This is a genomic window from Stenotrophomonas maltophilia group sp. SKK55 (assembly GCF_057179845.1).
The window spans coordinates 128,244-151,470 of record NZ_JBXUHP010000018.1 but is presented as its reverse complement, the minus strand read 5'-3'; the positions used below and the strand labels follow the sequence as shown (position 1 = coordinate 151,470).

19 protein-coding genes and 1 tRNA gene are annotated in these 23,227 nt (G+C 67.0%); 11 read left to right on the top strand and 9 right to left on the bottom strand.

What is annotated here, in order from left to right:
• Window positions 1–76 precede the first annotated feature (76 nt).
• The gene (locus tag AC2A1N_RS09695; protein WP_484372127.1) at window positions 77–880 is read left to right on the top strand and encodes an APH(3')-II family aminoglycoside O-phosphotransferase; all 804 of its coding nucleotides are present in this window, start codon (window positions 77–79) and stop codon (window positions 878–880) included.
• On the opposite strand, the gene AC2A1N_RS09690 is transcribed toward AC2A1N_RS09695, so the two are convergent.
• The gene (locus AC2A1N_RS09690; RefSeq protein ID WP_154350658.1) at window positions 853–1,278 is read right to left on the bottom strand and encodes a DoxX family protein; all 426 of its coding nucleotides are present in this window, start codon (window positions 1,276–1,278) and stop codon (window positions 853–855) included. The genes AC2A1N_RS09695 and AC2A1N_RS09690 overlap by 28 nt on opposite strands.
• Before the next feature lie 144 nt (window positions 1,279–1,422).
• Here AC2A1N_RS09690 and AC2A1N_RS09685 point away from each other — a divergent pair, with 144 nt between their 5' ends.
• The 3 genes from AC2A1N_RS09685 to AC2A1N_RS09675 all read left to right on the top strand — a co-directional run bounded on the left by AC2A1N_RS09685 (window position 1,423) and on the right by AC2A1N_RS09675 (window position 4,148).
• Entirely contained in the window at window positions 1,423–2,013 is a 591-nt protein-coding gene (locus AC2A1N_RS09685) for a TetR/AcrR family transcriptional regulator (protein ID WP_484372125.1), read from the top strand.
• Complete coding sequence (locus tag AC2A1N_RS09680; RefSeq protein ID WP_061477861.1) at window positions 2,010–3,044, top strand: heparan-alpha-glucosaminide N-acetyltransferase domain-containing protein; 1,035 nt, start codon at window positions 2,010–2,012, stop codon at window positions 3,042–3,044. The genes AC2A1N_RS09685 and AC2A1N_RS09680 overlap by 4 nt, the downstream gene beginning before the upstream one ends.
• 99 nt (window positions 3,045–3,143) lie before the next feature.
• The gene (locus AC2A1N_RS09675; protein WP_484372123.1) at window positions 3,144–4,148 is read left to right on the top strand and encodes a phosphotransferase; all 1,005 of its coding nucleotides are present in this window, start codon (window positions 3,144–3,146) and stop codon (window positions 4,146–4,148) included.
• A gap of 19 nt (window positions 4,149–4,167) precedes the next feature.
• On the opposite strand, the gene AC2A1N_RS09670 is transcribed toward AC2A1N_RS09675, so the two are convergent.
• The 7 genes from AC2A1N_RS09670 to amaB all read right to left on the bottom strand — a co-directional run bounded on the left by AC2A1N_RS09670 (window position 4,168) and on the right by amaB (window position 10,810).
• Window positions 4,168–5,055 (bottom strand): DMT family transporter, encoded by an 888-nt coding sequence (locus AC2A1N_RS09670; RefSeq protein ID WP_005416295.1) that lies wholly within the window; start codon window positions 5,053–5,055, stop codon window positions 4,168–4,170.
• Window positions 5,056–5,084: 29 nt separating this feature from the next.
• Window positions 5,085–6,146 carry a UDP-N-acetylmuramate dehydrogenase gene (gene murB / locus AC2A1N_RS09665; RefSeq protein WP_005416296.1) on the bottom strand — a complete coding sequence of 354 codons (1,062 nt, stop codon included), beginning with the start codon at window positions 6,144–6,146 and terminating at the stop codon, window positions 5,085–5,087.
• Between the two features lie 8 nt (window positions 6,147–6,154).
• Window positions 6,155–7,210: a quinone-dependent dihydroorotate dehydrogenase gene (locus AC2A1N_RS09660; RefSeq protein WP_061477858.1), complete on the bottom strand. Its 1,056-nt coding sequence runs from the start codon at window positions 7,208–7,210 to the stop codon at window positions 6,155–6,157.
• 8 nt (window positions 7,211–7,218) lie between these two features.
• A complete protein-coding gene (locus AC2A1N_RS09655) occupies window positions 7,219–7,989 on the bottom strand; it encodes a class I SAM-dependent methyltransferase (RefSeq protein ID WP_061477857.1) in 771 nt (256 codons plus the stop codon).
• Window positions 7,990–7,993: 4 nt separating this feature from the next.
• A complete protein-coding gene (locus AC2A1N_RS09650; RefSeq protein ID WP_005413144.1) occupies window positions 7,994–8,278 on the bottom strand; it encodes a DUF4190 domain-containing protein in 285 nt (94 codons plus the stop codon).
• A 160-nt stretch (window positions 8,279–8,438) separates the two neighbouring features.
• Window positions 8,439–9,278 (bottom strand): SDR family NAD(P)-dependent oxidoreductase, encoded by an 840-nt coding sequence (locus tag AC2A1N_RS09645; protein WP_061477856.1) that lies wholly within the window; start codon window positions 9,276–9,278, stop codon window positions 8,439–8,441.
• The gene (gene amaB / locus AC2A1N_RS09640; RefSeq protein ID WP_242891495.1) at window positions 9,278–10,810 is read right to left on the bottom strand and encodes an L-piperidine-6-carboxylate dehydrogenase; all 1,533 of its coding nucleotides are present in this window, start codon (window positions 10,808–10,810) and stop codon (window positions 9,278–9,280) included. The genes AC2A1N_RS09645 and amaB overlap by 1 nt, the downstream gene beginning before the upstream one ends.
• 183 nt (window positions 10,811–10,993) lie before the next feature.
• Between amaB and AC2A1N_RS09635 the strand changes: the two genes are divergently transcribed.
• Window positions 10,994–11,070, top strand: a tRNA-Arg gene (locus AC2A1N_RS09635).
• Window positions 11,071–11,161: 91 nt separating this feature from the next.
• Here the strand turns inward: AC2A1N_RS09635 and AC2A1N_RS09630 are convergent.
• Window positions 11,162–11,422 (bottom strand): tyrosine-type recombinase/integrase, encoded by a 261-nt coding sequence (locus tag AC2A1N_RS09630; protein WP_484372120.1) that lies wholly within the window; start codon window positions 11,420–11,422, stop codon window positions 11,162–11,164.
• On the opposite strand from AC2A1N_RS09630, the gene AC2A1N_RS09625 reads away from it, so the two are divergent.
• The 6 genes from AC2A1N_RS09625 (at window position 11,421) to AC2A1N_RS09600 (ending at window position 23,217) form a co-directional block, all read left to right on the top strand.
• Window positions 11,421–11,777, top strand: coding sequence for a hypothetical protein (locus AC2A1N_RS09625; RefSeq protein WP_484372118.1), 357 nt, complete (start codon window positions 11,421–11,423; stop codon window positions 11,775–11,777). The genes AC2A1N_RS09630 and AC2A1N_RS09625 overlap by 2 nt on opposite strands.
• Before the next feature lie 23 nt (window positions 11,778–11,800).
• Window positions 11,801–12,157 carry a hypothetical protein gene (locus AC2A1N_RS09620; protein ID WP_484372116.1) on the top strand — a complete coding sequence of 119 codons (357 nt, stop codon included), beginning with the start codon at window positions 11,801–11,803 and terminating at the stop codon, window positions 12,155–12,157.
• Complete coding sequence (locus AC2A1N_RS09615; protein WP_484372114.1) at window positions 12,141–12,506, top strand: hypothetical protein; 366 nt, start codon at window positions 12,141–12,143, stop codon at window positions 12,504–12,506. Before AC2A1N_RS09620 ends, AC2A1N_RS09615 begins: the two co-directional genes overlap by 17 nt.
• A 12-nt stretch (window positions 12,507–12,518) precedes the next feature.
• Window positions 12,519–12,986: a TetR/AcrR family transcriptional regulator gene (locus AC2A1N_RS09610; protein WP_484372112.1), complete on the top strand. Its 468-nt coding sequence runs from the start codon at window positions 12,519–12,521 to the stop codon at window positions 12,984–12,986.
• A 371-nt stretch (window positions 12,987–13,357) separates the two neighbouring features.
• The gene (locus tag AC2A1N_RS09605) at window positions 13,358–19,531 is read left to right on the top strand and encodes a CshA/CshB family fibrillar adhesin-related protein (RefSeq protein WP_484372110.1); all 6,174 of its coding nucleotides are present in this window, start codon (window positions 13,358–13,360) and stop codon (window positions 19,529–19,531) included.
• Complete coding sequence (locus AC2A1N_RS09600; protein ID WP_061477851.1) at window positions 19,528–23,217, top strand: TonB-dependent receptor; 3,690 nt, start codon at window positions 19,528–19,530, stop codon at window positions 23,215–23,217. Before AC2A1N_RS09605 ends, AC2A1N_RS09600 begins: the two co-directional genes overlap by 4 nt.
• Window positions 23,218–23,227 lie beyond the last annotated feature (10 nt).

Sequence of the window (23,227 nt, the reverse complement as noted above, 5' to 3'; positions counted from 1 at the left end):
GACTGCCGCACGCGGGTCGATGTGCGCCAGCATGAGCGAGAATGCGCAGGGTCACCGGCAACAGGAATCTCCTGGCATGGACGAGCACAACGCCACCCCTGATGGCATGCCGCTGCCGTTGGCGTGGCAGAAGGCGTTGGCCGATGCGCGCATCGAGCGGCAGTCGATGGGTGTTTCGCGGGCCGACGTTGCCCGCGTGCTGCGGCAGGGCCGCCCCGATGCCTTTCTCAAGTCGGAACCGATCGACGCCTTCAGTGAGCTGGGCGATGAGATCGCGCGGCTGCGCTGGTTGCAGGCACAGGGACAACCGGCGCCAACGGTGATTGCCACGGCCGAAGAAGCGGGCCGGCGCTGGTTGCTGATGAGCGCGCTGCCTGGCCGCGATCTGGCCTCGTCGCCGGAACTCGCGCCGCAGCAACGGGTGGAGATACTGGCCGACGCGCTGCGCGGGCTGCATGCGTTGCCGGTAGCAGCCTGTCCGTTCGATCAGCGGCTGGCCTCGCGCCTGCCGGCCGCGCAGGCACGGGTCGAGGCGGGGCGCGTGGACGCCGATGACTTCGATGACGAACGCCTGGGACAGAGTCCACAGCAGGTCTTCGCCCAACTGTGCAGCACACGGCCCGATCATGAAGATCTGGTGGTCAGTCATGGCGATGCCTGCCTTCCGAATCTGATGGTGGCCGAGGGGCGTTTCAGCGGGTTCATCGACTGTGGGCGACTGGGCGTGGCCGACCGTTACCAGGACCTGGCGCTGGCCGCGCGCAGCCTGGCCCACAACTTCGGTGATACGCGCTGGGTCACACCGTTGTTCCAACGCTACGGCGCTGTGGCCGACGAGCGCCGGTTGGCTTTCTACCGGCTGCTCGACGAGTTCTTCTGAGCCCGCGCGCGGCTGGCGATGGCCGCGCAGATCAGGCCACCGACCACGCTCAGGTGTTCCAGTGCGAAGAACAGGGCCAGCTGCTGTTCCGTGCCGTGCTTGGTCCAGAAGGCATGCACGATGGCGATGGTCAGCAGCATGAATACCGCCAGCGCGCCGCTGCCCAGCCAGAGCAGGCGATCAAGCAGCAGGCACAGTGAGCCACCCAGCAGCACCACGGCGCTGGCGAGGTTGAACAGCACAGGCGGTTGCAGCCCGGCCGCCTGCATTTCGGCCACGCTGTTGTCCCACGCCAGCAGCTTGGCCAGACCCGATGACAGGAACACCACCGCCAGCAGCAGTCGGGCCAGGAACCACAGCAGGCGGCTGTCGAGCAGGGCGGTGATCATCCGTGGCATGAAGTCTCTCCGGTTTGGGCTTGGAACGGGCCGCGCAGCATCGGGCCTCAACCGCAGTTGAGGTCAAGGGCCGGCTGAACGGAGCTCGCTGATGAACGGGTTGCCATCTTCAAGTTGGACGAACGTTCGTTCACTATTGGCGCCATGAACCGAGCCGACCGCAACGCGCAACGCATCGAGCAGATCCTGCAGGCCGCCCTGCAGTGCTTCCTCGCCAAGGGATTCCACCAGACCAGCATGCGTGACATCGCGCAGGCGGCCGGCGTCAGCCTGGGCAATCTCTACAACCACTTCCCCGGCAAGGAAGCGATCATCCTTGCAGTGGCCGTGGCCGAAAGCGAGGAACTGGCGCCGTTGCTGCAGCGGCTGGCCGCGGCCGACGGTGATCGCACGCAGGTGCTGGCGTTCCTGCAGGACTTCCACGCACTGTGCAGCCAGCCGGAATGGGCGGCGCTCGCCGTCGAAGTGCTGGCCGAGAGCGCACGCAATCGGGCCGTGGCCGAGGCATTTGCGGCCAATCGCAGGCAATTGCAGGCTGTGCTGGCCGAAGCCCTGCAGCAGGTGGCACAGCGTGAACGCCGGCGTCCCGTACTGGCCCCGGCACTGCAGGCGCAGGTGCTGCTGGATGCCATCGAAAGCGATGCGCTGCGCCGGGGGCTGGGCGAAGCCGGTGGCACCGATGAGGCTCCGCTGGACCCTGGCCTGCTCGCGCTGCTGCTCGGTGCACGCGCATGAGCGCGGTTGAGCGGCGATTGCACGGCGTTGATCTGGCGCGTTACCTGGCCTTGGCCGGCATGGTGCTGGTCAACTTCCGCCTGGCGATGGCCGTGCCGGCAGAGGGTGAGGGTTGGCTGGCCGGCTTCTTCCATCTGCTGGAAGGCAAGGCCTCTGCGACCTTCGTCACCCTGGCCGGACTTGGCCTGGTACTGGCCACGCAGCGCCTTGGCTGGATGCCGGCCAGCGCGCAGACCTGGCGGCGCGCGCTGTTCCTGCTGGCGCTGGGCCTGCTCAACCTGACCCTGTTCCCGGCCGACATCCTGCACTACTACGCGGTGTATTTCGCGCTGGCGGTGCTGTGGCTGCGTGCGTCGCCACGGGTGCTGCTGGCCAGCATCGCCGGCCTCGCGGCCGGGTCGTTCTGGGCACTGCTGCACTGGAATTACAGCCAGGGCTGGAACTGGCAGACGCTGGAGTATGCCGGTCTCTGGCAATGGCCGGGTGCCGCGCGCAACCTGTTGTTCAACGGCTTCCATCCCTTGCTGCCCTGGATGTGCTTCTTCCTGCTGGGCATGCTGCTGGCGCACCTGCCGTTGTCACAACCGCGGGTGCAGCGTGCGTTGCTGCTGGTGGGCCTGCTGCTGATCGGCGCAGGCCAGGCCGTGCAGCACCTTGCACAGGGAACGCCCTGGCAGCCGTGGCTGGGAACGCAGCCGATGCCGCCGGGACCGGCCTACGTGTTGACCGGTGCGGGCGCAGCCTGCAGCGCGATTGCCGCATGCCTCTGGGTCAGCCGCCGGCATCCGGGGGATTGGCTGGAACCGCTGGCTGCAGCAGGGCGAATGACCCTGACCCTGTACGTCGGCCACATCCTGCTGGGCATGGGGACGCTGGAATGGTTGGGCCTGCTCGATGGCAGCGCGTCGCTACCGACCGTGCTGCTGTGGGCGCTGTTGTTCCTGATGCTGGCCACGGGCGCAGCGTGGCTGTGGTCGTGGCGGTTCACGCGGGGGCCATTGGAAGCAGTGATGCGACGCGTCGCCGGCTAGCACGTTGGTCGCGCGGGCACGATGTTGTGACGGACATGTCTGTGTCGTGGCGGGCACATCTGCGATAGTTGTCGCAGATAACACTTTCCGCTTGCATCCATGTCATCCGCTTCGGCGCAGCATCTCGGCGAAGTCCTCCAGCAGTCCTATGGCATCACCGCGACCGCTGTGGTGCCACGCCCGGTTGGCGCCGATGCCAACGCCAGCGTGTATCGCATCGATGCACGGCGCGGGCAGTGGTGGTTGAAATGCCGCAGCTACCAGGTGGCCCCAGCCGTCTGGGACACCCTGCATTGGCTGCGCGGCACGCTGGGGATCGAGGAAATCGTTGCGCCCTGGCCGGCGCTGGCCGGCGGGGCATCGGTGCAGCGCTGGGGCCTGCAGTTCACCCTGTTCCCGTATGTGGAAGGCCAGTCCGGTTTCGAGGCGGCATTGAGCCGCACGCAATGGCAACGGTTGGGCGAGGTGCTGCGGCGCCTGCACGAGGCGTGCCCGCCACCGGCGCTGCAGGAAGCGCTGCCGAGCATCCGGATGGAAACCGCGGCGCTGGAGACCGTCGGGCAGTGGCTGGCCGGCGAAGGCCTGGCGGCTGCCAAGGATGGGCTGGGCCGTGCCTTCGTCTCCGTCTGGGACCAGCAGCACGCGCGCATCGCGGCGCTGCACGCGCAGGCACTGCAGCTGCACGCGGCGTTGCAGGATGTGCCGGTGCGGCTGCACCTGTGCCACACCGACCTTCATGCCGGCAATCTGCTGATGGGCAATGACGGCGGCCTGCACCTGATCGACTGGGATGGCCTGTCGCTGGTACCGCGCGAGCGCGACCTGATGTTCATCGGTGGCGCTGTCGGCGGGCGCTGGGGCCGCGAGAACCCGGTGGGATTCGAGGAGGGCTATGGCGGTGACCGCGGCGACCCTCGCTGGATCGCCTGGTACCGTCACTGGCGCATCCTGCAGGACCTGATCGAGTTCCAGCAGGTCCTGCTGGGCAGCGATGGAGAGGACCGGTCGCCGCAGCTGCGCCGGCAGTCGCTGCATTTCCTCAGCGAACAGTTCGCCCCGGGCAATGTGTTCGACGCGGCCGAGCGGGTGTATCGCGCGCTGTAGATCCACGCGTGGCGCGGATCTACTCGGCGGGCTTCGCCGCTGACGAGGCGGCTGCGCTGGCGGCGCGGCGCGAAAGTACGGCCTCGCGGTGGGCAATGTAGGCGTTGGCGGCGAGGATGATGCCGGCGCCGATGATCGTCCAGCGGTCCACGCTTTCGTTGAACAGCAGCCAGCCGAACAGCGTTACCAGCGGCAGCTGCAGGAAGCTGATCGGGGTCAGCGCCGAGACTTCACCCAGGCGCAGCGCCCGCGTCCACAACAGCTGGCCGATGGTGCCGAGCACGCCGGTGGCCAGCAGCCACAGCCAGGCCATGCCGCTCGGCCAGACCCAGACGAACAGCGCCGGAACCAGCGACAGCGGCACCCAGAACACGTAGGTGTAGAGCACCACGGTATCGGCGCTGTCGACGCGGGTCAGCTGCTTGATCTGGATCGCCACCAGCGAACTGAGCACCGCTGCGGCCACGGCGACCAGGCTGCCCGCGGTGAAGCCGGCGGTACCGGGTCGCACGATCACCAGCACACCGATGAAGCCGACCACGACCGCGGCCCAGCGGCGCACGCGCACGGTTTCACCCAGCCACAGCACGGCGGCAATCGTGACGAACAGCGGCGTGGAGTACGACAGCGACACCGCCTGCGCCAACGGCAGGTGGCCCAGTGCCCAGAACGCGCACAGCATCGAGCCCAGGCCAATCGCACTGCGCACGAAATAGCGCGGCAGCTGTTGCGTCTTCAGCGGAGCACGGCCCGGCCGCAGCAGCATCGGCAGCAACGCCAGCAAGCCGAAGGCATTGCGGAAGAACGCCACTTCCTGGGTTGGCACGTACCGGGTGGCGTAGCGGATCGCGACCGCCATCAGGCCGAATGCCATCGTGCTGCCAAGCATCAGCAGCGCCGCCCGCATCGGGGCGCTTGGGGAAAGGGCGGGGGTGTTCACCACTGAGCGCCGAGCAGGCGGGGCTCCGGTTCGATCGGCACGCCGAACTTCTCCAGCACCGAGGCCGAAATGCGGCGCGCCAGCGCCAGCAGCTCAGCACCGCTGGCATTGCCGTGGTTGACCAGCACCAGCGCGTGGCTTGGCGCCACGCCGGCATCACCTTCGCGGAAGCCCTTCCAGCCGCAGGATTCGATCATCCAGGCAGCGGAGACCTTGCGCTTGTCGTCCTGCTCGGCCGGGAACACCGGCAGGTCGGGGAAATGCTGCAGCAGCACGTCGACCTGTTCCAGCGGCAGTACCGGGTTCTTGAAGAAGCTGCCGGCGTTTCCCAGTACATCCGGGTCGGGCAGCTTGCGGCGGCGGATCGCGATCACGGCATTGGCCACGTCCACTGCGCTCGGCAGCTCCACGCCCTGTGCCTGCAATTCCTCGCGGATGCCGGCGTAGTCCATGCGCAGATCATGCAGCAGTGGCAGCTTCAGTTCGATGGCGGTGATCAGATAGCGATCGGGTTGCTGCTTGAACACGCTGTCGCGGTAGGCGAAGCCACACTGTTCGTTGTCCAGCCGCACCCAGGCCTGCTCCTGGCAGTCCCACGCTTCGACCGCCTGGATGAACTCGCCGACCTGCGCGCCATAGGCACCGATGTTCTGGATCGGCGCGGCACCGGCCGTGCCGGGAATCAGGGCCAGGTTTTCGAGGCCAGACAGGCCTTCCTGCAGCGACCACATCACCAGGCCATGCCACGGCACGCCGGCACCGGCACGGATCACCGCATGGTCGGCGCGGTGTTCAAGGAAACTGATGTCACGGTTGCCGAACACCAGCACGGTGCCGGGCAGGTCCTCGGCGATCAGAACGTTGCTGCCGCTGCCCAGCACCAGCAGCGGGCCGCTGGCCACCTCGGGCAATGCCAGCACGTCCGGCAGCAGCGCGGCATCGTGCAGTTCCAGCAGCTGCGCGGCGCTGGCCTGCACATGGAAGGTATTCAGCGCCTGCAGCGGCGCATTGCGGGTGAGCGTCCAGCGCAGCGGGGCGTTGCCGTCGATGGTATCCATGGGCGCGCTCACAGCGGAGCCACCGCGCCGCGGCTCGGCGCTTCACGGCGGCGACGGATCGCCTCCACGCATTCGGAAACCAGCGCCGGTCCACGGAAGATCAGGCCGCTGTAGCACTGCACCAGTGCGGCACCGGCCGCCATCTTGGCTACCGCATCGGCGCCGGACAGGATGCCGCCGACGCCGACCAGCGGCACCGATTCGGGCAGGCGCGCGCGCAGGCGGCGCAGCACCAGGGTGGACTGCTCCAGCACCGGTGCACCGGACAGGCCGCCAGCCTCATTGGCCAGCGGGTCGCCGGCCACCTTGCTGTGGTCGATGGTGGTGTTGGTGGCGATCACGCCGTCCACCTGCAGTTCGCCCAGCACGCGGGCGGCGGCGTCGATATCGCGTTCGCTGAGGTCCGGCGCCACCTTCACCAGCATCGGCACGCGTCGGCCGTGGCGGGCAGCAAGGTCTTCCTGGCGGTCGCGCAGCTGGCTGACCAGCTGGCGCAGCGCGGTCTCTTCCTGCAGCTCACGCAGGCCGGCGGTGTTGGGCGAGGAGATGTTGACGGTGATGTAATCGGCCAGCGGGTACACCTTGTCCAGGCAGGCGATGTAATCGTCCACGGCCTGTTCGTTGGGGGTGTCCTTGTTCTTGCCGATGTTGATGCCGAGCAGGCCGCGGCGGTTGCGCGCGCGCTCGACGTTGCGCACCAGCGCGTCCACGCCCGCATTGTTGAAGCCCATGCGGTTGATGATCGCGTTGTGTTCCGGCAGGCGGAACAGGCGCGGTTGCGGATTGCCGGCCTGCGGGCGCGGGGTGATGGTGCCGATTTCGACGAAGCCGAAGCCGAGCGCGAACAGTGCATCGATGTGCTCGCCGTTCTTGTCCAGGCCGGCGGCCAGGCCGACCGGATTGGGGAAGGTCAGCCCGAACACCGTGCTGGGCATCGGCGCGATGCGTGCGGCCAGCAGCGGCGTGGTGCCGGTGCGATAGGCCAGGTCCAGTGCGGACAGGCCGAGGCCGTGGGCGCGCTCGGCGTCGAGCGAGAACAGGAAGGGGCGGGCAAGCGAATACATGCGTCGGTTCAGTCCAGCGTGCCGAGGAAGGCTCGGGTTCGATATTCAAAAGCGACCTGGCCGTCCACCGCATGGGCGGCGAACAGGTCCTGCAGAGCGTCGATCATCGCCGCGTGGCGAGGATGACCGGATTGGGGTGCGTAGGAGGAGGACAGCAGGCGCCCGCGCAGGGCGTCGAAATCCAGATGCTGCACGTTCGGCAGCTCCACCCTGCCGCGCAGGCCGGGGCCGAACCAGGCCTGCATGGTGGCATCGTCCTGGTAGCGCTCGGCCACAGCGGTGTAGTCGGTGCCGTAGTCCAGCAGCAACTGTTCGTAGCCGATCAGGAACGGGCTGGCATCGAGCAGGCGCGAGTTCCAGTAGATCAGTGCCTGGCCACCGGGGCGCAGGATGCGCTGCCACTCGGCGCGCACCGCGACGGTGTCGAACCAGTGGAAGGCCTGCGCGACGCTGACCAGATCGATGCTGGCATCGTCCAGTGTGGTGGCCTCGGCGCGGCCGTCCACCGCACGGAACTGCGGGTACTGCGGTGCCAGCCATTCCGCGGCCGCGCCCCGCATGGCGGCGTTGGGTTCAACCGCGACTACTGGATGGCCGCTGGCCAGGAACAGGCGACTGGAAATACCGGTGCCGGCGCCGATGTCGGCGACCACGGCCTTGCGGCTGACGCCCATCGGGCCATGCAGCCACTCCAACAGGGCGGGCGGATAATCGGGCCGGTAGCGGACGTAGTCGGCGACGCGGCTGCTGAAGCGTTCAGTGCTGTCGGAGGCGGTCATGGCGTCAGTTCGACACCGCCGCCAGCCATGCCAGGCCGCCGAAGAACAGGATGAAGACCAGGATGGCGGCAAGCACGGCGCCGACCATGACCCAGCCCAGCACCAGGCCGGTAACGGCCAGGCCGTCGCCTTCCAGTTCATGCGGGCGGCGGCGGATCTCGGCGCGGGCCATGTGGCCGGTGATGATGGCGACGATGCTGGCCACGAAGGGCAGGACGGTCCAGCTGGCGATGCCCATGACCAGGCTGACCACGGCCAGGGCGCTTGTCTGTCGGGGTGCCACGCTCATCGGGTCCTCCTTGGCAGTGTGCACATGATAGTGCCTCTGCCCGGGCAATCCCATGGGCAGTGCCCTGTAGAGCCGAGCCCATGCTCGGCTGCCCCCTTGGGCTGATGCGGGATCGACCGCGTCTTGCGTGCAAGCCCAGCATGGGCTCGGCTTTACAAATTCAGCCCATCAACACCTGGCCGCCATCCACGTTGAGCACGCTGCCGGTAACCCAGCGCGCCAGTGGCGAGCACAGGAACAGGGCGGCGTCGGCAATCTCGCGCGGATGGCCGAAGCGGCCGAACGGGATCTTCGCCAGGGTGCCGTGGTACAGCGCTGGATCCTCGATGCGGCGACGGTCCCAGAGCCCGTCATCGAACTCGATCGAGCCCGGTGCGATGGCGTTGACCCGGATCCGGTCCTTGGCCAGCGCCAGCGCCTGCGAGGTGGTGTAGTGCGAAAGCGCGGCCTTGGCAGCGGCGTAGGGCGCGCCGCCGGGACGCGGCTGCTGCGCGGCAATCGACGACAGATTGAGGATGCAGGCATCGCCGGACGCGCGCAGCCAGGGCAGGGCCAGGCGCGAGGCACGCACGGCCGCCATCAGGTCGATCTGCAGGCTGGCGGCCCAGCCCTCCTCATTGTCGGCCATGCCGTAGCCGGTGGCATTGTTGACGAGCACATCGATGCCGCCGAAGGCATCGGCGGCGGCCTGCAGCCAGGCCTGGATCTGGCCGATGTCGGCCAGATCGGTGGAAAACGCATGCAATGGCGTTCCCTGCGCCTGTGCGTCAGCGCACAGGGCCTCCAGGCCGGCCTGGCCGCGCGCGCAGACCGAGACCTGCGCACCGGCACCAGCAAAGGCCAGTGCCATTTCACGACCAATGCCCTTGCTGCCGCCGGCAACGAGCACGCGGCGGCCGCTGAAATCGAGGATCGGAGCCCCTGCGGGGATCCGACCCTGGGCATGGGTCAGATCCCCGGAGGGACTCTGACCCACAGACGTGTCCGCGTCGTTTGCCATCACAGGTCGAACTTGATGCCCTGCGCCAGCGGCAGCGAATCCGAATAGTTGATGGTGTTGGTCTGGCGGCGCATGTAGACCTTCCAGGCATCCGAACCGGACTCGCGGCCACCGCCGGTGTCCTTCTCGCCACCGAAGGCGCCGCCGATCTCCGCACCGGACGTGCCGATGTTGATGTTGGCGATGCCGCAGTCGCTGCCGGCGGCCGACAGGAACTTCTCGGCGGTCTTCAGGTTCTGGGTGAAGATCGAGGACGACAGGCCCTGCGGCACGCCGTTCTGCATGTCGATGGCTTCGTCGAGGGTGTCGTACGGCATCACGTACAGGATCGGTGCGAAGGTCTCGTGCTGGACCACGGCGTCGCTGTTCTTCAGGCCCGTGACGATTGCAGGCAGCACGAAGTTGCCGGCGCGGTCGATGCGGGTGCCGCCGGTCTCGATGGTGCCACCAGCTGCCTTGGCCTGGGCGATGGCATCGAGGAACTGCTGCACGGCGCCTTCGCTGTTCAGCGGGCCCATCAGGTTGGCGGCATCGGTCGGGTCGCCGATCTTGCCTTCCACCTGCTTGTAGGCCTTGACCAGGGTGGCCAGCACGTCGGCGTAGATCGAGCGGTGCACGATCAGGCGGCGGGTGGTGGTGCAGCGCTGGCCGGCGGTGCCGACAGCGCCGAACACGATGCCCGGCACGGCCAGCTTCAGGTCGGCGGTTTCGTCCAGGATGATCGCGTTGTTGCCGCCGAGCTCCAGCAGGCAGCGGCCGAGGCGGCGTGCGACCTTTTCGTTGACGGTGCGGCCGACCTGGGTCGAGCCGGTGAAGCTGATCAGCGGCACGCGGCGGTCATCGACCATCTTTTCCGACAGCGCGGTGCCGGCATCGTTGATCAGGAAGAAGATGTCCGGGAAGCCCGCTTCGCGCAGGGCGTCGTTGCAGATCTTCAGCGAGGCGATGGCGGTCAGCGGCGTCTTGTTGGACGGCTTCCAGATGCACACGTCGCCACAGATCGCCGCCAGGAACGAATTCCAGCTCCACACCGCGACCGGGAAGTTGAAGGCCGAGATGATGCCGACCAGGCCCAGCGGATGGTACTGCTCGTACATGCGGTGGCCGGGGCGCTCGGAATGCATGGTGTAGCCGTACAGCATGCGGCTCTGGCCCACGGCGAAATCGGCGATGTCGATCATCTCCTGCACCTCGCCATCGCCTTCCGGCTTGCTCTTGCCCATTTCCAGGGCAACCAGCGAACCCAGAGCGTCCTTGTGCCTGCGCAGTGCTTCACCGCACAGGCGCACGGCTTCACCGCGGCGAGGGGCCGGCGTGGTACGCCAGATCTTGAAGGCTTCCTGGGCGCGGGCGACGACGGTCTCGTACTCGGCCTCGGTGGTGGCGCGGACCTGCGCGATCGGCTCGCCGGTGGTCGGGTTGACCGGGGTGATCAGCTCACCGCTGGTCGCGCTCGACCACTCCCCGTTGCCCAGGTACGTGCCAGGGTTGATCGCGTCCAGGCCAAGGGACTTGAGCAGCTCGGAAGACATGCAGACTCCTGTGTTTCGTTACGTTGTTTGGTGCCATCGCGGGCAGGTGGGGGACGCGATGAACTGAATCGCCGATGGTAGCAGAGCGCCCCGACCGGCCATGGTGCAACGCGCCAGCGGAACCGGGTGGAACATGAATGCTTGGAGGGCAGGGCACGTTGCCTGTAAACTTCCCTGCTGCATGGCCCCGTAGCTCAGCTGGATAGAGCGTCCCCCTCCTAAGGGGAAGGTCGCCCGTTCGAATCGGGCCGGGGTCACCAGAATCAACGACTTGCGAAGCGCTCTAGATCTCAATAGGCCATATAAGGCCATCAAAAAGCACCACTTGGTCACAGTGGTCACGACGGCGAATCAATAGGTTAGTTTGGCCGCCGCGCCATCATCACCCTCAGGGATGAGGTGTGCGTGGTACTTCTCTGCCGTGGCGTAATCCGCGTGCCCGGCCAGAATCTGCACCCTTCGCAACGGAACGCCGGCCATCACCATGTGGGCGCAGAAGGTGTCCCGTAGCCGGTGGAGGCTGCCACCGATCCCCGCCCGCTTCGCATCGGCCGCGAACCAGTCAGACACGATTCCCTTGTGCACGGCCACCAGGGGATCGGGAAAGCACATGCCGCAAAAATTCATTGGCCAAACGACCATCCAGCCGGGTGGAAAGCCAGGCGACGACGCGTTCACCGCGTTCGCAGCCTGCAACGATAACTTAGCGGATCCCGGGCAGTGCCATTCGTCATTGGAGGCCGGTGGCCAGGATGTGGAGAACTTGAAGGTCGGCCTGCAGCAGGAGGCTCAGTTGCGAGCCACTGCACGCCAGAATGCGGACGCAGCAGTGGGTGCACGCATCCTCGGTAAGAACATCGTCAAAAGCGGTGACTTCCGGTTCTGGCAGCGAGGTACCGGCTTCACCGCTGCTGGTTACGGCGCAGATCGCTTCTTGAACAACATCAACGGCATCACCTGCTCTTGACTCGGCTGGCGTTGGAGCTCGCGTTGTGTCAGCGCTACTACGAAAAAAGCTACGATCTGGCAACCGTCCCCGGCACCGCAACAGCTATTGGCCAGAGCGCGTTCTTCATCCATGGCCTGCCAAGCAGCACCGGTAAGGAAGTCACTTTCAAGGTGACCAAGCGGGTGCCGCCTGCCATGACCGGATACAGCCCGCAGACTGGCGCAGCTGGTAAAACGTTCAGTGCGGCACTTGCAGCCGACATTCCCATTGCGTTTCAGGACATTGGCGTGTCGGCGGTGTTCTGCACGATCGGCCGTGCGCGACGGCGACCATCAATCTCAACTATCGGCACCACTTGGCTGCAGACGCGGAGCTCTAATCATGTATCAACTCACTGAAGATCCTGATGTGATTCGTTGCGTCGAAACCGGTGCGTTCATTCCGCGCGGCCACTATCTATGGTCGACCGAGTGGTTGCAGACCAATACGCCTCCGCTGGCGGTGTCGCCGGACCCAGGTTTCGAGCTGCACACGCCCGCGCACTACCGCTACATCCGGGATCAGGCGTTCGCGTGGATGCGCGCCGAGGCGGTAGAGCGTGGTTACGACAGCATCGAGTCGTGCGCCAGCTACTACAACAGCGGCGTGGCCCGATACCGCGCGGAGGCGCGGGCGATGGTGGCGTGGCGCGACGCTATGAACCAGGTGCTGGAGCAGCTGGTGCTGGCGCCGCCGGAAGGCATCTAGACCTGGGAGCACGTGCGCGCGCTGTTGCCGCAACCGGAGACGTTCGTGTGGCCGAAGAAGGCGGAGATTGACGAGGCCTTGTTCGTAGCGGGATTCGAACGCCTGGAAGGAGCGGGGAGCTCGTTCGATGGCAACGAGCCTGCGCAGTTGGTGCTGGAGCAGGTCACGGCGGCACTGCTGGCGGACTGGGAGCGGGTGACGCTGGTGTTCGCGCGGATGATGGAAGAACAGCAGCGCCAGGGTGACCTGCACCTGCTGCCGGAGCGCTGGGCCCCGATCGGTGAACGCTTCGAGGCGTTTTTCCTGCGCGGCCAGCGAGCGGGTGAGTTCAATGTCGAGTTCACCGCGGTGTGGTTGGCCGACTTCTACTGGACCTGCTTCTACGGCATCGCCTGGTCGCATGCGCGCGGCCGTCTGGCCCCGGCAATGGCTGCATCCACGCTGTTGGCCGCGTTCCAGCATGGGGCGATGAAGGGCTGATTCCCGATGGCGCGCATCGCGCGCCACCTTGTCGCTGGGCCCATTGTGCGCCGAATTCGCATGGCAACTTGCCGGAAAGGGCGTCGCAGCTGCCGGAATCGTGCACGGGCCGCCTGGGCCGTGTTGCTACAACTGTAGCCAGGCGATTGGCGCCAGATTTGGCAAATATGAATGTGATGAAGATCACATATTTGTTCGACATGTGTTAACTTGGTCACATATATATGTACCCAACCATCCGGGTGCAGGGACGAAGGCGGGTGCCACGGAGTCGGCAGAACACGTAGTTGCGTGCGTCGCCGGTGCCGGGATTTCGTCCCAGGTCACCCATTGAACTTCGGCCCGTCTGAGGGCTGAGCGGGGAAATCAACATGTGGCAGTCGACGACGTCGCGCATTCGCGCGGGCGGTGGATGCGTTCATCCCGGAGAAAACCTGCAGTACCTGCACCCCGGCCGCTGGATGGCGGCCGGCCTGTTGCTGCTGCTGGCAATGCTGGCACCCTCGCTGGCCTGGGCTGCGGCCTATGCCACCGGTGGTAGCAGCCCGTATCGCAACACCGTGCTGTGGTTGACCTGGGGCGGCGGTGCCAATGGCGTGAACAACGTCGCGCTCAACGACGGCGCGACGTCGTCCATCGATATGCCTGTGGCGGCAGGAGTGAACCTGCGCGTGGACTGCCGCCTGAACACCGCCGAGACCGGTGTGCTGCGCAGCTATCGGCCTGGCAACTTCGGCGGTGACAGTCTTGACGATCTGTACAACATCGGCGGCACTGGCACCAGCAACCAGCTGATTGCCGGCATCGCACGTGCGGGCGGCACCTCCAGTTTCAGCATCACCTGCACGTCGACCCTGGGGGGGACGCCCTACCGCCTGCGCGGCGTGGTGATGGCCGATGCCGAATCGATCAACAACAGTGGCGAATTCGTCGAAGCCAGCGCGCAGGGCACCTGGAACGTGGTAGAGGTTCGCAAGAACCTGGCCAATGCCACCCCCTATCTGGTGAACAAGTCGACCAGCGGCGCCAACCAGGTGATCCGCTTCGGTCCCGGCAACGACGACAACACCGCGGCCGTTACCTTCCTCAGTTTCGACAATGCCGCACACGCGCCGGGCGACTTGGCGGTGAACATGGGCTTCTCGATGCGCGGCGGCGGCACCACCGCCATCGCCATCGGCCTGCTGGTGCCGTATGCCGATTTCGGTGACGCACCGCAGAGCTACGGCGATGCCATGCATGTGGTGGACGATCTGCAGTTCCGTTCCGATGGTATTCCGCAGGGCGCCAGCAACTTCAACATCAATACCGCCGGTTATACGCCGGGTGGCCTGGCACCACCGTTGACTGATTTCCTCGGCAGCCTGGGCCCGGATACCGAACAGAAGAGCAGCTACAGCGCGGACGCACTGGGCGATGACAACTTCCCGCAGGTGGGGAGCCGTGAAGAAGATGCCTGGCCAACCAGCTACCGGTTGACGGTGATGCAGGCCGGTACGCTGATCACCCAGTCAGTAGCCTGCGTGGGCAATGGCAGCGTTGCCGGCTGGATCGACTTCAACCGTAATGGCACCTTCGATCTCAACGAGCGCAGCACGACCGCCGCCTGCAGCGGAGGCCAGGCGAACCTGGGCTGGACGGTACCCGGCGCGGTCAGCGCCGGCACGAGCTACGTGCGGCTGCGCTACTCCACCATCGCCGCGCAGATCCAGAACCCGACCGGCGTGGCTGATGACGGCGAGGTAGAAGACCACCGCATCACCATCGCCGCTCCCTCGCTGAAGGTGGTCAAGGGCAACAACGCCACCGGTGGCATCTGGAACTACGGGCAGGCCGGCACCCAGTACACGCTGACGGTGAGCAATACCAGTGATGTGCCCACCGGTAATCCACCGAATGTGCCGGTGGGCGCGATCATCGTGCGCGACCAGTTGCCGGCCGGGATCGTGCCGAACTGGACTGGTGCCCATGTGAGCGGCAGCTGGAGCTGTACGGCCAGTGGCCAGGATGTCACCTGCACCAGCAGCCAGCTGCTGGCTGCAGCCGGCAGCCCCGGCTCCAGCTCGGCCTTCACGTTGCCGGTGACGGTCACTGCGGCTGCTACCGGTGTGCTGACCAACCATGCCAGCGTGGGCGGCGGCTACGATCCCTTCAACAACGGCAATCCGCCGGTACCCGGCAGCAGCTGCACCGACGTTGACCACTGCACGCGCAGCGATGTGACCGTGCCGGTGACACGGGTGGGCTACGCCAAGCGTTCGAACACCGCCGGCCCGGTCGCGGTGGGTGCGACCGTGAACTATACGGTGGATGTCACCGTGGCCGACGGCAACACCCGCGATGTGCTGACCTTCACCGACACCCTGGGCACCGGCCTGGATTTCGCCAGCGTCAACAGCCCGGGTGCTTTCACCTGCAATGCGGCCAACCCGCTGGTGTGCACGCTGCCGGCAGGCACTGTGCCCGGCACCTACAGCCTGAGCTACACGGTCACCGTGAATGCCCAGGCCAGTGGCCAGGTGGTCAACACCGTGGTCGGCACGGGCACTGACACGCCTACCTGCAGCGGCAACTGCACCACCACCACGCCGGTGGCGGCGCCGCGCATCTCGGTGTCCAAGGCCAGCGGCACCGCCGGTCCGGTCGCGATAGGCGACAGTGTTGCCTATACCGTGACGGTGTTGGTGGCCGACGCGCGCACCACGGCGGTGACCACGCTGACCGACACGCTGGGTACCGGCCTGGACTTTGGCAGCGTCACCAATGCGGGTAGCTTCAGTTGCACGCCAGGCAATCCGCTGGTCTGCACGCTGCCGGCCGGCACCGTTCCGGGCAGCTATGCGTTTTCGTACACCGGCGTGGTCAATGCGCAGGCCAGCGGCCAGGTGCGCAATGCGGTGGTGCCGAGCGGCACCGACAACCCCTCCTGCGTGGGCAGCTGCGATACCACCACGCCGATGGCCGCCTCGCAGGTGGTCTATGCCAAGCAGGCCTCGACCGGCGGCCCGGTACGGGTGGGTGACCGCATCGATTACACCCTGACTGCCACCGTGACGCGTGCGCGCACCCGTGCCGTGGTCACCCTGACCGATACGCTGGGCAGCGGTCTCGACTTCGCTGGCGTCAGCAGTGCAGGCGCTTTCACCTGCAATGCCGCCAATCCGCTGGTGTGCACGCTGCCGGCCGGCACCGTGCCGGGTACCTACAGTCTGACCTATGGCGGCACCGTCAATGCGCAGGCGAGCGGCAGTGTGCGCAATGCCGTGCTTGGCAGCGGCACCGACAACCCGTCGTGCAGCGTGAATTGCGATACCACCACCCCGGTGGCGACACCGGGCGTCAGCTATGCCAAGTCGGTGAACAGCACTGGTCCGGTTTCAGTGGGCGATCGCCTGACCTACACCCTGACCACGGTCGTGACCAACTCGCGCACCACCGATGTGGTGACCCTGACCGATACGCCGGGCACCGGCCTCGACTTCGGTGCGGTAACCAGCGCGGGCGCCTATACCTGCAATGCCGCCAATCCGCTGGTGTGCACCTTGCCGGCGGGAACCGTGCCGGGCAGCTACAGCCTGACCTACACCGCGGTGGTGAACGCACAGGCTACCGGCCAGGTCACCAATGCCGTGCTCGGCAGCGGCGGCGACAATCCGTCGTGTACTGCCAACTGCGATACCAGCACGCCGGTGACCGGCAGTGCGATTGATTATCGCAAGACCTCGGCCGCGGCTGGTTCGGTGAAGGTGGGTGACAGCATCGCCTACACACTGACTGCAGTGGTCAGCAACTCGCGCACCACGGCGGTGTTCACTCTGACCGACACGATGGGACCCGGCCTGGACTTCGGTGCGGTGACCGCCAGCCAGGGCTTCAGCTGCAATGCCGCCAATCCGTTGGTGTGCACGCTGCCGGCCGGTACGGTGCCGGGCACCTACACGGTGGACTACAGCGCGCGGGTGAACGCGCAGGCCAAGGGCAGCGTCAGCAACGCGGTGCTCGGCAGTGGCACCGGCACCAACACGTGCACCAGCAACTGTGGCACCACCACACCCGTACTGTCGACGGTGGTGACCTACCGCAAGCAGTCGAGCACCGCTGCCCCGGTTGCCGTGGGCGATGCGGTGGACTACAGCGTGGAAGTGACGGTCGCCAACTCGCAGACCCTCGATACGCTGACTCTGACCGATACCCTGGGCACGGGCCTGGACCTGCCGTCGGTCACCCAGCCGGGACCGTTCACCTGCAATGCCAGCAATCCACTGGTCTGCACGCTGCCGGCCGGCACTGCGCCGGGGACCTATACGCTGGGCTACCGGGCGCTGGTGAATGCCCAGGCCAACGGCAGCGTGCGCAATGCGGTGCTCGGCGGTGGCGGTGATACGCCCACCTGCAGTGGCGACTGCAGCACCGAGCATGCGTTGGCCGAGCCGCGCGTCGTGCTGGAGAAGCAGGCCGGCCCGGCCAGTGGCACCGAAGTGCGACCGGGCGACCGCCTGCGCTACACGCTGGTGGCCACGGTCGAGCGCGCGGCATTGCGCCGCCCGCTGCAGCTGGTGGATACGCCCGATGCCGGCTTGAGCATCGAGAGTGTGCCGGCCGGGTGCGTCCAGCAGGGTTCTGACATCGTCTGCACGGTGCCTTCTGGCACCGCGATCGGTCGCCACGAATTCGTCTACCAGGCCGTGGTCAACCAGGAGGCCCGCACCGAGGTGCTGAACCGCTTGCGCGGGCAGTATCCGGATGGCTCGCCGCCGCCGGACTGCACGACCTGCGAGACGCGCCACAAGGTGGTGTCCGATTTTGCCCTGCGCATCACCAAGACCGCCAGCCCGCGCCGGGTGAAGGTGGGCGACCTGGTGCGCTACCAGCTGGTGGTGGAGAACGTGGGCGGCAGCCATTGGCGTGACGGCGTGGTGGTCGACACCCCGCCGCCGGGCTTCAGCTATGTGGACGGTTCGATGCGCGTGGCTGACGACGACGGTGCGTTCGCGCTGACCAGCAGCCAGTCGCCGTTGCGCATCGGTGCGGTGGACATCGCGGTGGGTCGCAGCGCGACCATCACCTACCTGTTGCGGGTGGGTGCCGGCGTGCGCGCGGGCAACCATGTGAACCAGGCCGTGGCCACGGCTGACGATGGCACGCCGTTGTCGAACATTGCCACCGCCGAGGTGGCCATGGATGCCGATCCGTTGCTGGAAGACAGCCTGGTGTTCGGCACCGTGTTCGATGACCGCGACGGTGATGGCTGGCAGGACAGTGCCGAGCTGAGCGGCGTGCGCGTGCAGGGCGGGTTCGCTGCTGCGGCCTACGTGCCGGGCTCGACCACGCTGGATCGTGGCGAAGGCCCGCAGCCGCTGGCCGATGCCAGCGCGCCGCTGCTGCACGGAGTGCAGATTGGCGTGGTGCATGGTCGCGCGTCGACGTCCGACACCGCCGAGGCCCACCAGGTGGTGCTGCGCCAGCGCCTGCGCGAACTCTCCTTCAGCGATGACTTCGTGCTGGAAAGCGCGCAGGGCCATCGCCTGCGGATGGACGCGCAGGGCGCCACGCGCGTGGAGCGCAGTGGTGACGCCGGCAAAGGCCTGACCGCGGCCGAGCCGAGCGTGCGCCGCGAGATCGCCCGTGTCGCCGAGGGCTACGAAGTGGCTTACGTGATCGGCAACGAAGGTATCCAGGAGCAGGGCATCGCCGGTGTGCGTCTGGCCACGGTGGAAGGCCTGCTGGTCGAGACCGATCCGTTCGGTCGCTACCACTTGGCTGACGTGCACGGTGGTGACGCGCGCCTCGGCCGCAACTTCATCATCAAGCTGGACCCGGCGACGGTGCCGGCCGGTGCTGAACTGACCACCGAGAATCCGCTGCTGCGGCGGGTGACGCAGGGCATGCCGACCCGCTTCAGCTTCGGTGTACGCCTACCGCGATCGCCGCAGGCCGCCGCCGAGCGCATGGAGATCGCGCTGGGCGAGGTGCTGTTTGCATCGGGCAGCCGCGAGCTGCAGGCCAGCTATCGCCCGGTGCTGAAGAAGATGGCCGAAGTGGTGGACCGCTACCAGGGCGGCGACGTGGTGATTGCTGCCAACGGCGAAAGTCAGGCGCTGGCCTTCGCCCGCGCAGCGGCGGTGCGCGACGCACTGCAGGCCGAGGTTGCGGAAAGTGCGCGTGCGGGCCTGACCGTGCAGCTGCGCACCGATGTACGTGATCCGCACTCGCTGCTGGCCGGAGTGGATGCCGGTGGCGCGCTGCTGGGCAACGTGCTGTTCGACACCGACAAGGCCACCGTACGCGACGAGTTCAAGCCGTTGCTGGCCGCCATCGCCGCGCGCCTGGAAAAACTGGGCGGCGGCCAGGTCAGCCTGGTTGGTCACACCGATGTGCGCGGCAGCCATGCCTACAACCAGGCGCTGGGCCTGCGCCGTGCCAACGCCGTGTTCGAGGTGCTGCGCAGCCAGCTCAGCCCCGCCGTGCAGCAGCGCCTGCGCGTCCGCAACGAGGAGAGCGCCGCCACCCGTGCGGCCGCCCGCCAACAGGAGGCACGCCGATGAGCGCGCATCACTCTGCCGCCCACCGTGCGGCCCGCCTGCCGCGCGCTGCGCTGTACCAGGCCCTGCTGCTCGGCCTGGCCGGTGCCGCCCAGGCCGCGCCGCCCGCCGTCGAGCCGGCGCCGATCCGTTGTGACGGCACCCAGTGCAACGCCGAGGGCAAACTGTTGTTCAGCCTGCGCTCGCGCAGTTACGACGAGCCGGTGACCAAGGGCACCTCGACGCGTTCCAGTTCGGAGGACCTGCAACCGGACCGCCGGGTCAGCCTGGCGATCGATGAGCCGGGCAAGGCCACCGTGCGCGGCGAGTTCATGATCCGCCTGCCGGAAGGCGGCGCGATCTGGGCCACCGAAGATCCGGCGATGGGCCAGCCGGAACTGTCGGTCTCCGCACCGGGCATGGTCGCCTTCGACGAAGGCCGGATCGTGCGGCCGGTCGAGTTCTACGTGCGTGGCAACTACACCGCCTTCATCCAGCGCCTGGAGGTCAGCGTCTACCGTGGCAGCGACACGGATCGCGTAGCAGCACTGGCGACGTTCGAACTGCCGGTGGCCGCCGTTGCCCAGGGCGTGTGGGATGGCGCGTTGCCGGCCTCGACACCGCTGCGTCGCGGCGACCGGCTGGTCTACGTGCTGCGCGCCTTTGATGCCGAGGGCAATGCCGATGAAACCACCGCGCAGTCGATGCAGCTGGTGACGCCGGCGGAATTCGAGCGCGGCAACCAGCAGTTGCGTGACGCGCTGGAAGACCGCCGCGGTACCTCGGTGGACGCCAACCAGGCCGCGTCGTTGTCACTGCTGCAGAAGGTGTTCGATGGCAATGGCCTGCGCCAGCAGAACATCCCGGTGTACGGCTCGCGGGTGCGCCTGCGCGGCCGCGACCTGCCGCTGGGGGCGTCGCTGAAGATCAACGGCGACAGCTATCCGCTGGACCAGGATCGCAAATTCGCCGCCGAGTACCTGATGCCGATCGGCCATCATGCGTTCGACGTACGCGTGGAGCGACCGGATGCGCCGGCCATCGCGCGCACGCTGGAAGTCGATGTCAGCGGCCAGTACCTGTTCGGCGTCGGCCTGGCCGACATCACCGTGTACCAGAACAAGGCCAGTGGGGCAGGGCAGGACCTCGCCCGCGGCGAGCGCAATGATGACGTGCTCAGCGATGGCCGCCTGGCCTTCTACCTGAAGGCCAAGACCCGTGGCCGCTACCTGCTGACCGCACAGGCCGATACCCAGAACCGTCCGCTGGACGAGCTGTTCACGGGGTTCACCACGGCCGATCCGCGCGACCTGTTCCGCAGCCTGGACCCGGACCTGTACTACCCGACCTACGGCGATGACTCGCTGACCCAGCGTGATGTCGACAGCATGGGCCGGTTCTACCTGCGCATGGACTGGGACAAGAACCAGGCGCTGTGGGGCAACTACAATACCGGCCTGACCGGCACCGAGTACGCGCAGTATGTGCGTTCGCTGTACGGTGCGGCGCTGTCGTGGCGTTCGCGTGGTGCCAACGCCTGGGGCGATGCGCGCAGCGAGCTGCGCCTCTTCGGCTCACAGGCCGAAACGGCGCCGGGCCACAGTGAGTTCATCGGTACCGGCGGCAGCCTGTACTACCTGCGGCATGCCAGCATCCTCAGTGGTTCGGACCAGGTGGTGCTGGAAATCCGTGACCGCACCACCGGGCGCGTGGAGCAGCGCGTGCCGATGGTGCGCGGTGCCGATTACGAGATCGACGCCCTGCAGGGCCGCATCCTGCTGACCCGGCCGCTGGCCCAGGTGAGCCGCGAGAACCTGCGCCGGATCAGCCGTGACGTGCCGCTGGATGGCTATGAGCAGCGCCTGATCGTCGACTACGAATGGGTGCCGACCGGCTTCGACAGTGATGACATCACCGCGGGCTTACGCGGCAAGCACTGGTTGGGTGATCACGTGGCCGTCGGTGCCACCTACGTGGACGAGCAGCGCTCCGGCCAAGACTATTCGCTGAAGGGCGCGGACCTGACCCTGCAGGCCGGCCGTGGCACCTACCTGAAGGTCGAGCACAGCCGCAGCGAAGCGACCAGTGCGCCGGTGTTCTTCTCCGACAACGGTGGCCTGAGCTTCAGCCGGCTCAATCCGGAGGGGCCGCGCGAAGGCGAGGCGACCGCAGTTGAAGCGCGCATCAACCTTCGCGAACTGGGCTGGACCCAGCGCGACTGGAGCGCTGGCGCCTGGTGGCGCCAGGTGGACGGCGGCTATTCGGTGGGCCGCTTCGACACCGGGCAGCGGGTGCGCGAGCAGGGCGCCGAGCTGCTCGGCTACGTGACCGACGACTTCAGCCTGTATGCGCGGTACAGCGAGGCGCGGCGGGGCAACGAATCGTTGATCCAAGCCCAGGCGACGGCCGAATGGCGGATCGGCGAGAACGACCGACTGTCGGCCGAACTGCGTCGCGTGCAGGAAGACCGCGGTGCGGGCGGCAACGTGGCCGGCGTGCTGGCTGCGGCGCGCTACACGCACCGCATCGGTACGTCGCTGGATGTGTACGGCGGCGGCCAGCTGACCGTCGACGACGACCATGGCCGCTACGCCGACAACGACGCGGTGGTGGCCGGTGGCACCTGGACCTTCGCCAACCTGTCCACCATCGGTGCGGAAGTCTCGGACGGCGACCGTGGCACCGCCGCGCAGGTCAACGCCGAGTACCGGCTGACCCCGCAGCACAGCTTCTATGGTGCCTTCACCCAGTCCACCGACCGCAGCGAGTACGACCCGCTGTTCAGCCCCAACGCGCAGGATGGCTGGACGCTGGGCCAGCGCTGGCGCCTGTCTGATCAGGTCAACGTGTTCAACGAAAGCCAGTTCCTGAAATCCGGGCAGGAGTCCGGCCTGGCGCACACCTTCGGCATGGACTTCTATCCAGCGGTGGGCTGGAACGCGGGCTTCACCCTGAGCAACGGCAAGCTTGATGCCAGCAGTGGCCAGGTGGATCGCAAGGCGGTCAGCCTGTCCGGGGGCCGCACCGCGCCGGGCACCGAGTGGCAGAGCAAGCTGGAATGGCGTCGCGATACGGGCGCCGAGCGGCGCACGCAGTGGGTGAGCACCAACCGCCTCAGCCACCGCCTCAACGACAGCTGGCGCATCGCGGCGCGCTTCAACTATGCCGACACCGACGACGCGATCAATCCGGTGGCGGGCGCGCGCTTCGTCGAAGGCAATCTGGGCTTCGCCTACCGGCCGTGGGACAACGACCGCTGGGCGTTGTTCGGTCGCTACAGTTACCTGTACGACCTGTCGACGATGGGCCAAGTGAACGGCGTGGACTACGATCAGCGCACGCAGATCCTGTCGCTGGAAGGCGTGTACCGCATCGACCAGCGCTGGGAGGTGGCGGCCAAGGCGGCGCGGCGCGAAGGCGAGGTGCGTTATGGGCGCGGCACCGGCCCCTGGTTCGATTCGGCTACCAACTTTGCTTCGGGCCAGCTGCGCTATGACCTGTACTACCAGTGGCACGGCCTGCTGGAGTATCGCCTGCTGGATGTCCGCGACGGCGGCAGCAGGCAGGGTTGGCTGGCCGGTGTCGATCGCGATATCGGCCGCAACTTCCGCGTGGGTGTGGGCTACAACTTCACCGACTTCAGCGATGACCTGACCAGGTTCGATTACACCCATCGCGGGTGGTACCTGAACCTGGTGGGACGCTATTGAGGAGCGCAGC

Coding starts and splice junctions, on each gene's coding strand:
- AC2A1N_RS09670 (WP_005416295.1), bottom strand. CDS start 5,055: ATGCGGGCGGCGCTGCTGATGCTTGGCAGCACGATGGCATTCGGCCTG.
- murB (WP_005416296.1), bottom strand. CDS start 6,146: ATGGATACCATCGACGGCAACGCCCCGCTGCGCTGGACGCTCACCCGC.
- AC2A1N_RS09600 (WP_061477851.1), top strand. CDS start 19,528: ATGAGCGCGCATCACTCTGCCGCCCACCGTGCGGCCCGCCTGCCGCGC.
- AC2A1N_RS09605 (WP_484372110.1), top strand. CDS start 13,358: ATGTGGCAGTCGACGACGTCGCGCATTCGCGCGGGCGGTGGATGCGTT.
- AC2A1N_RS09625 (WP_484372118.1), top strand. CDS start 11,421: ATGCCGCAAAAATTCATTGGCCAAACGACCATCCAGCCGGGTGGAAAG.
- AC2A1N_RS09690 (WP_154350658.1), bottom strand. CDS start 1,278: ATGCCACGGATGATCACCGCCCTGCTCGACAGCCGCCTGCTGTGGTTC.
- AC2A1N_RS09660 (WP_061477858.1), bottom strand. CDS start 7,210: ATGTATTCGCTTGCCCGCCCCTTCCTGTTCTCGCTCGACGCCGAGCGC.
- AC2A1N_RS09630 (WP_484372120.1), bottom strand. CDS start 11,422: ATGTGCTTTCCCGATCCCCTGGTGGCCGTGCACAAGGGAATCGTGTCT.
- amaB (WP_242891495.1), bottom strand. CDS start 10,810: ATGTCTTCCGAGCTGCTCAAGTCCCTTGGCCTGGACGCGATCAACCCT.
- AC2A1N_RS09655 (WP_061477857.1), bottom strand. CDS start 7,989: ATGACCGCCTCCGACAGCACTGAACGCTTCAGCAGCCGCGTCGCCGAC.
- AC2A1N_RS09680 (WP_061477861.1), top strand. CDS start 2,010: ATGAGCGCGGTTGAGCGGCGATTGCACGGCGTTGATCTGGCGCGTTAC.
- AC2A1N_RS09645 (WP_061477856.1), bottom strand. CDS start 9,278: ATGGCAAACGACGCGGACACGTCTGTGGGTCAGAGTCCCTCCGGGGAT.
- AC2A1N_RS09695 (WP_484372127.1), top strand. CDS start 77: ATGGACGAGCACAACGCCACCCCTGATGGCATGCCGCTGCCGTTGGCG.
- AC2A1N_RS09615 (WP_484372114.1), top strand. CDS start 12,141: ATGTATCAACTCACTGAAGATCCTGATGTGATTCGTTGCGTCGAAACC.
- AC2A1N_RS09685 (WP_484372125.1), top strand. CDS start 1,423: ATGAACCGAGCCGACCGCAACGCGCAACGCATCGAGCAGATCCTGCAG.
- AC2A1N_RS09650 (WP_005413144.1), bottom strand. CDS start 8,278: ATGAGCGTGGCACCCCGACAGACAAGCGCCCTGGCCGTGGTCAGCCTG.
- AC2A1N_RS09675 (WP_484372123.1), top strand. CDS start 3,144: ATGTCATCCGCTTCGGCGCAGCATCTCGGCGAAGTCCTCCAGCAGTCC.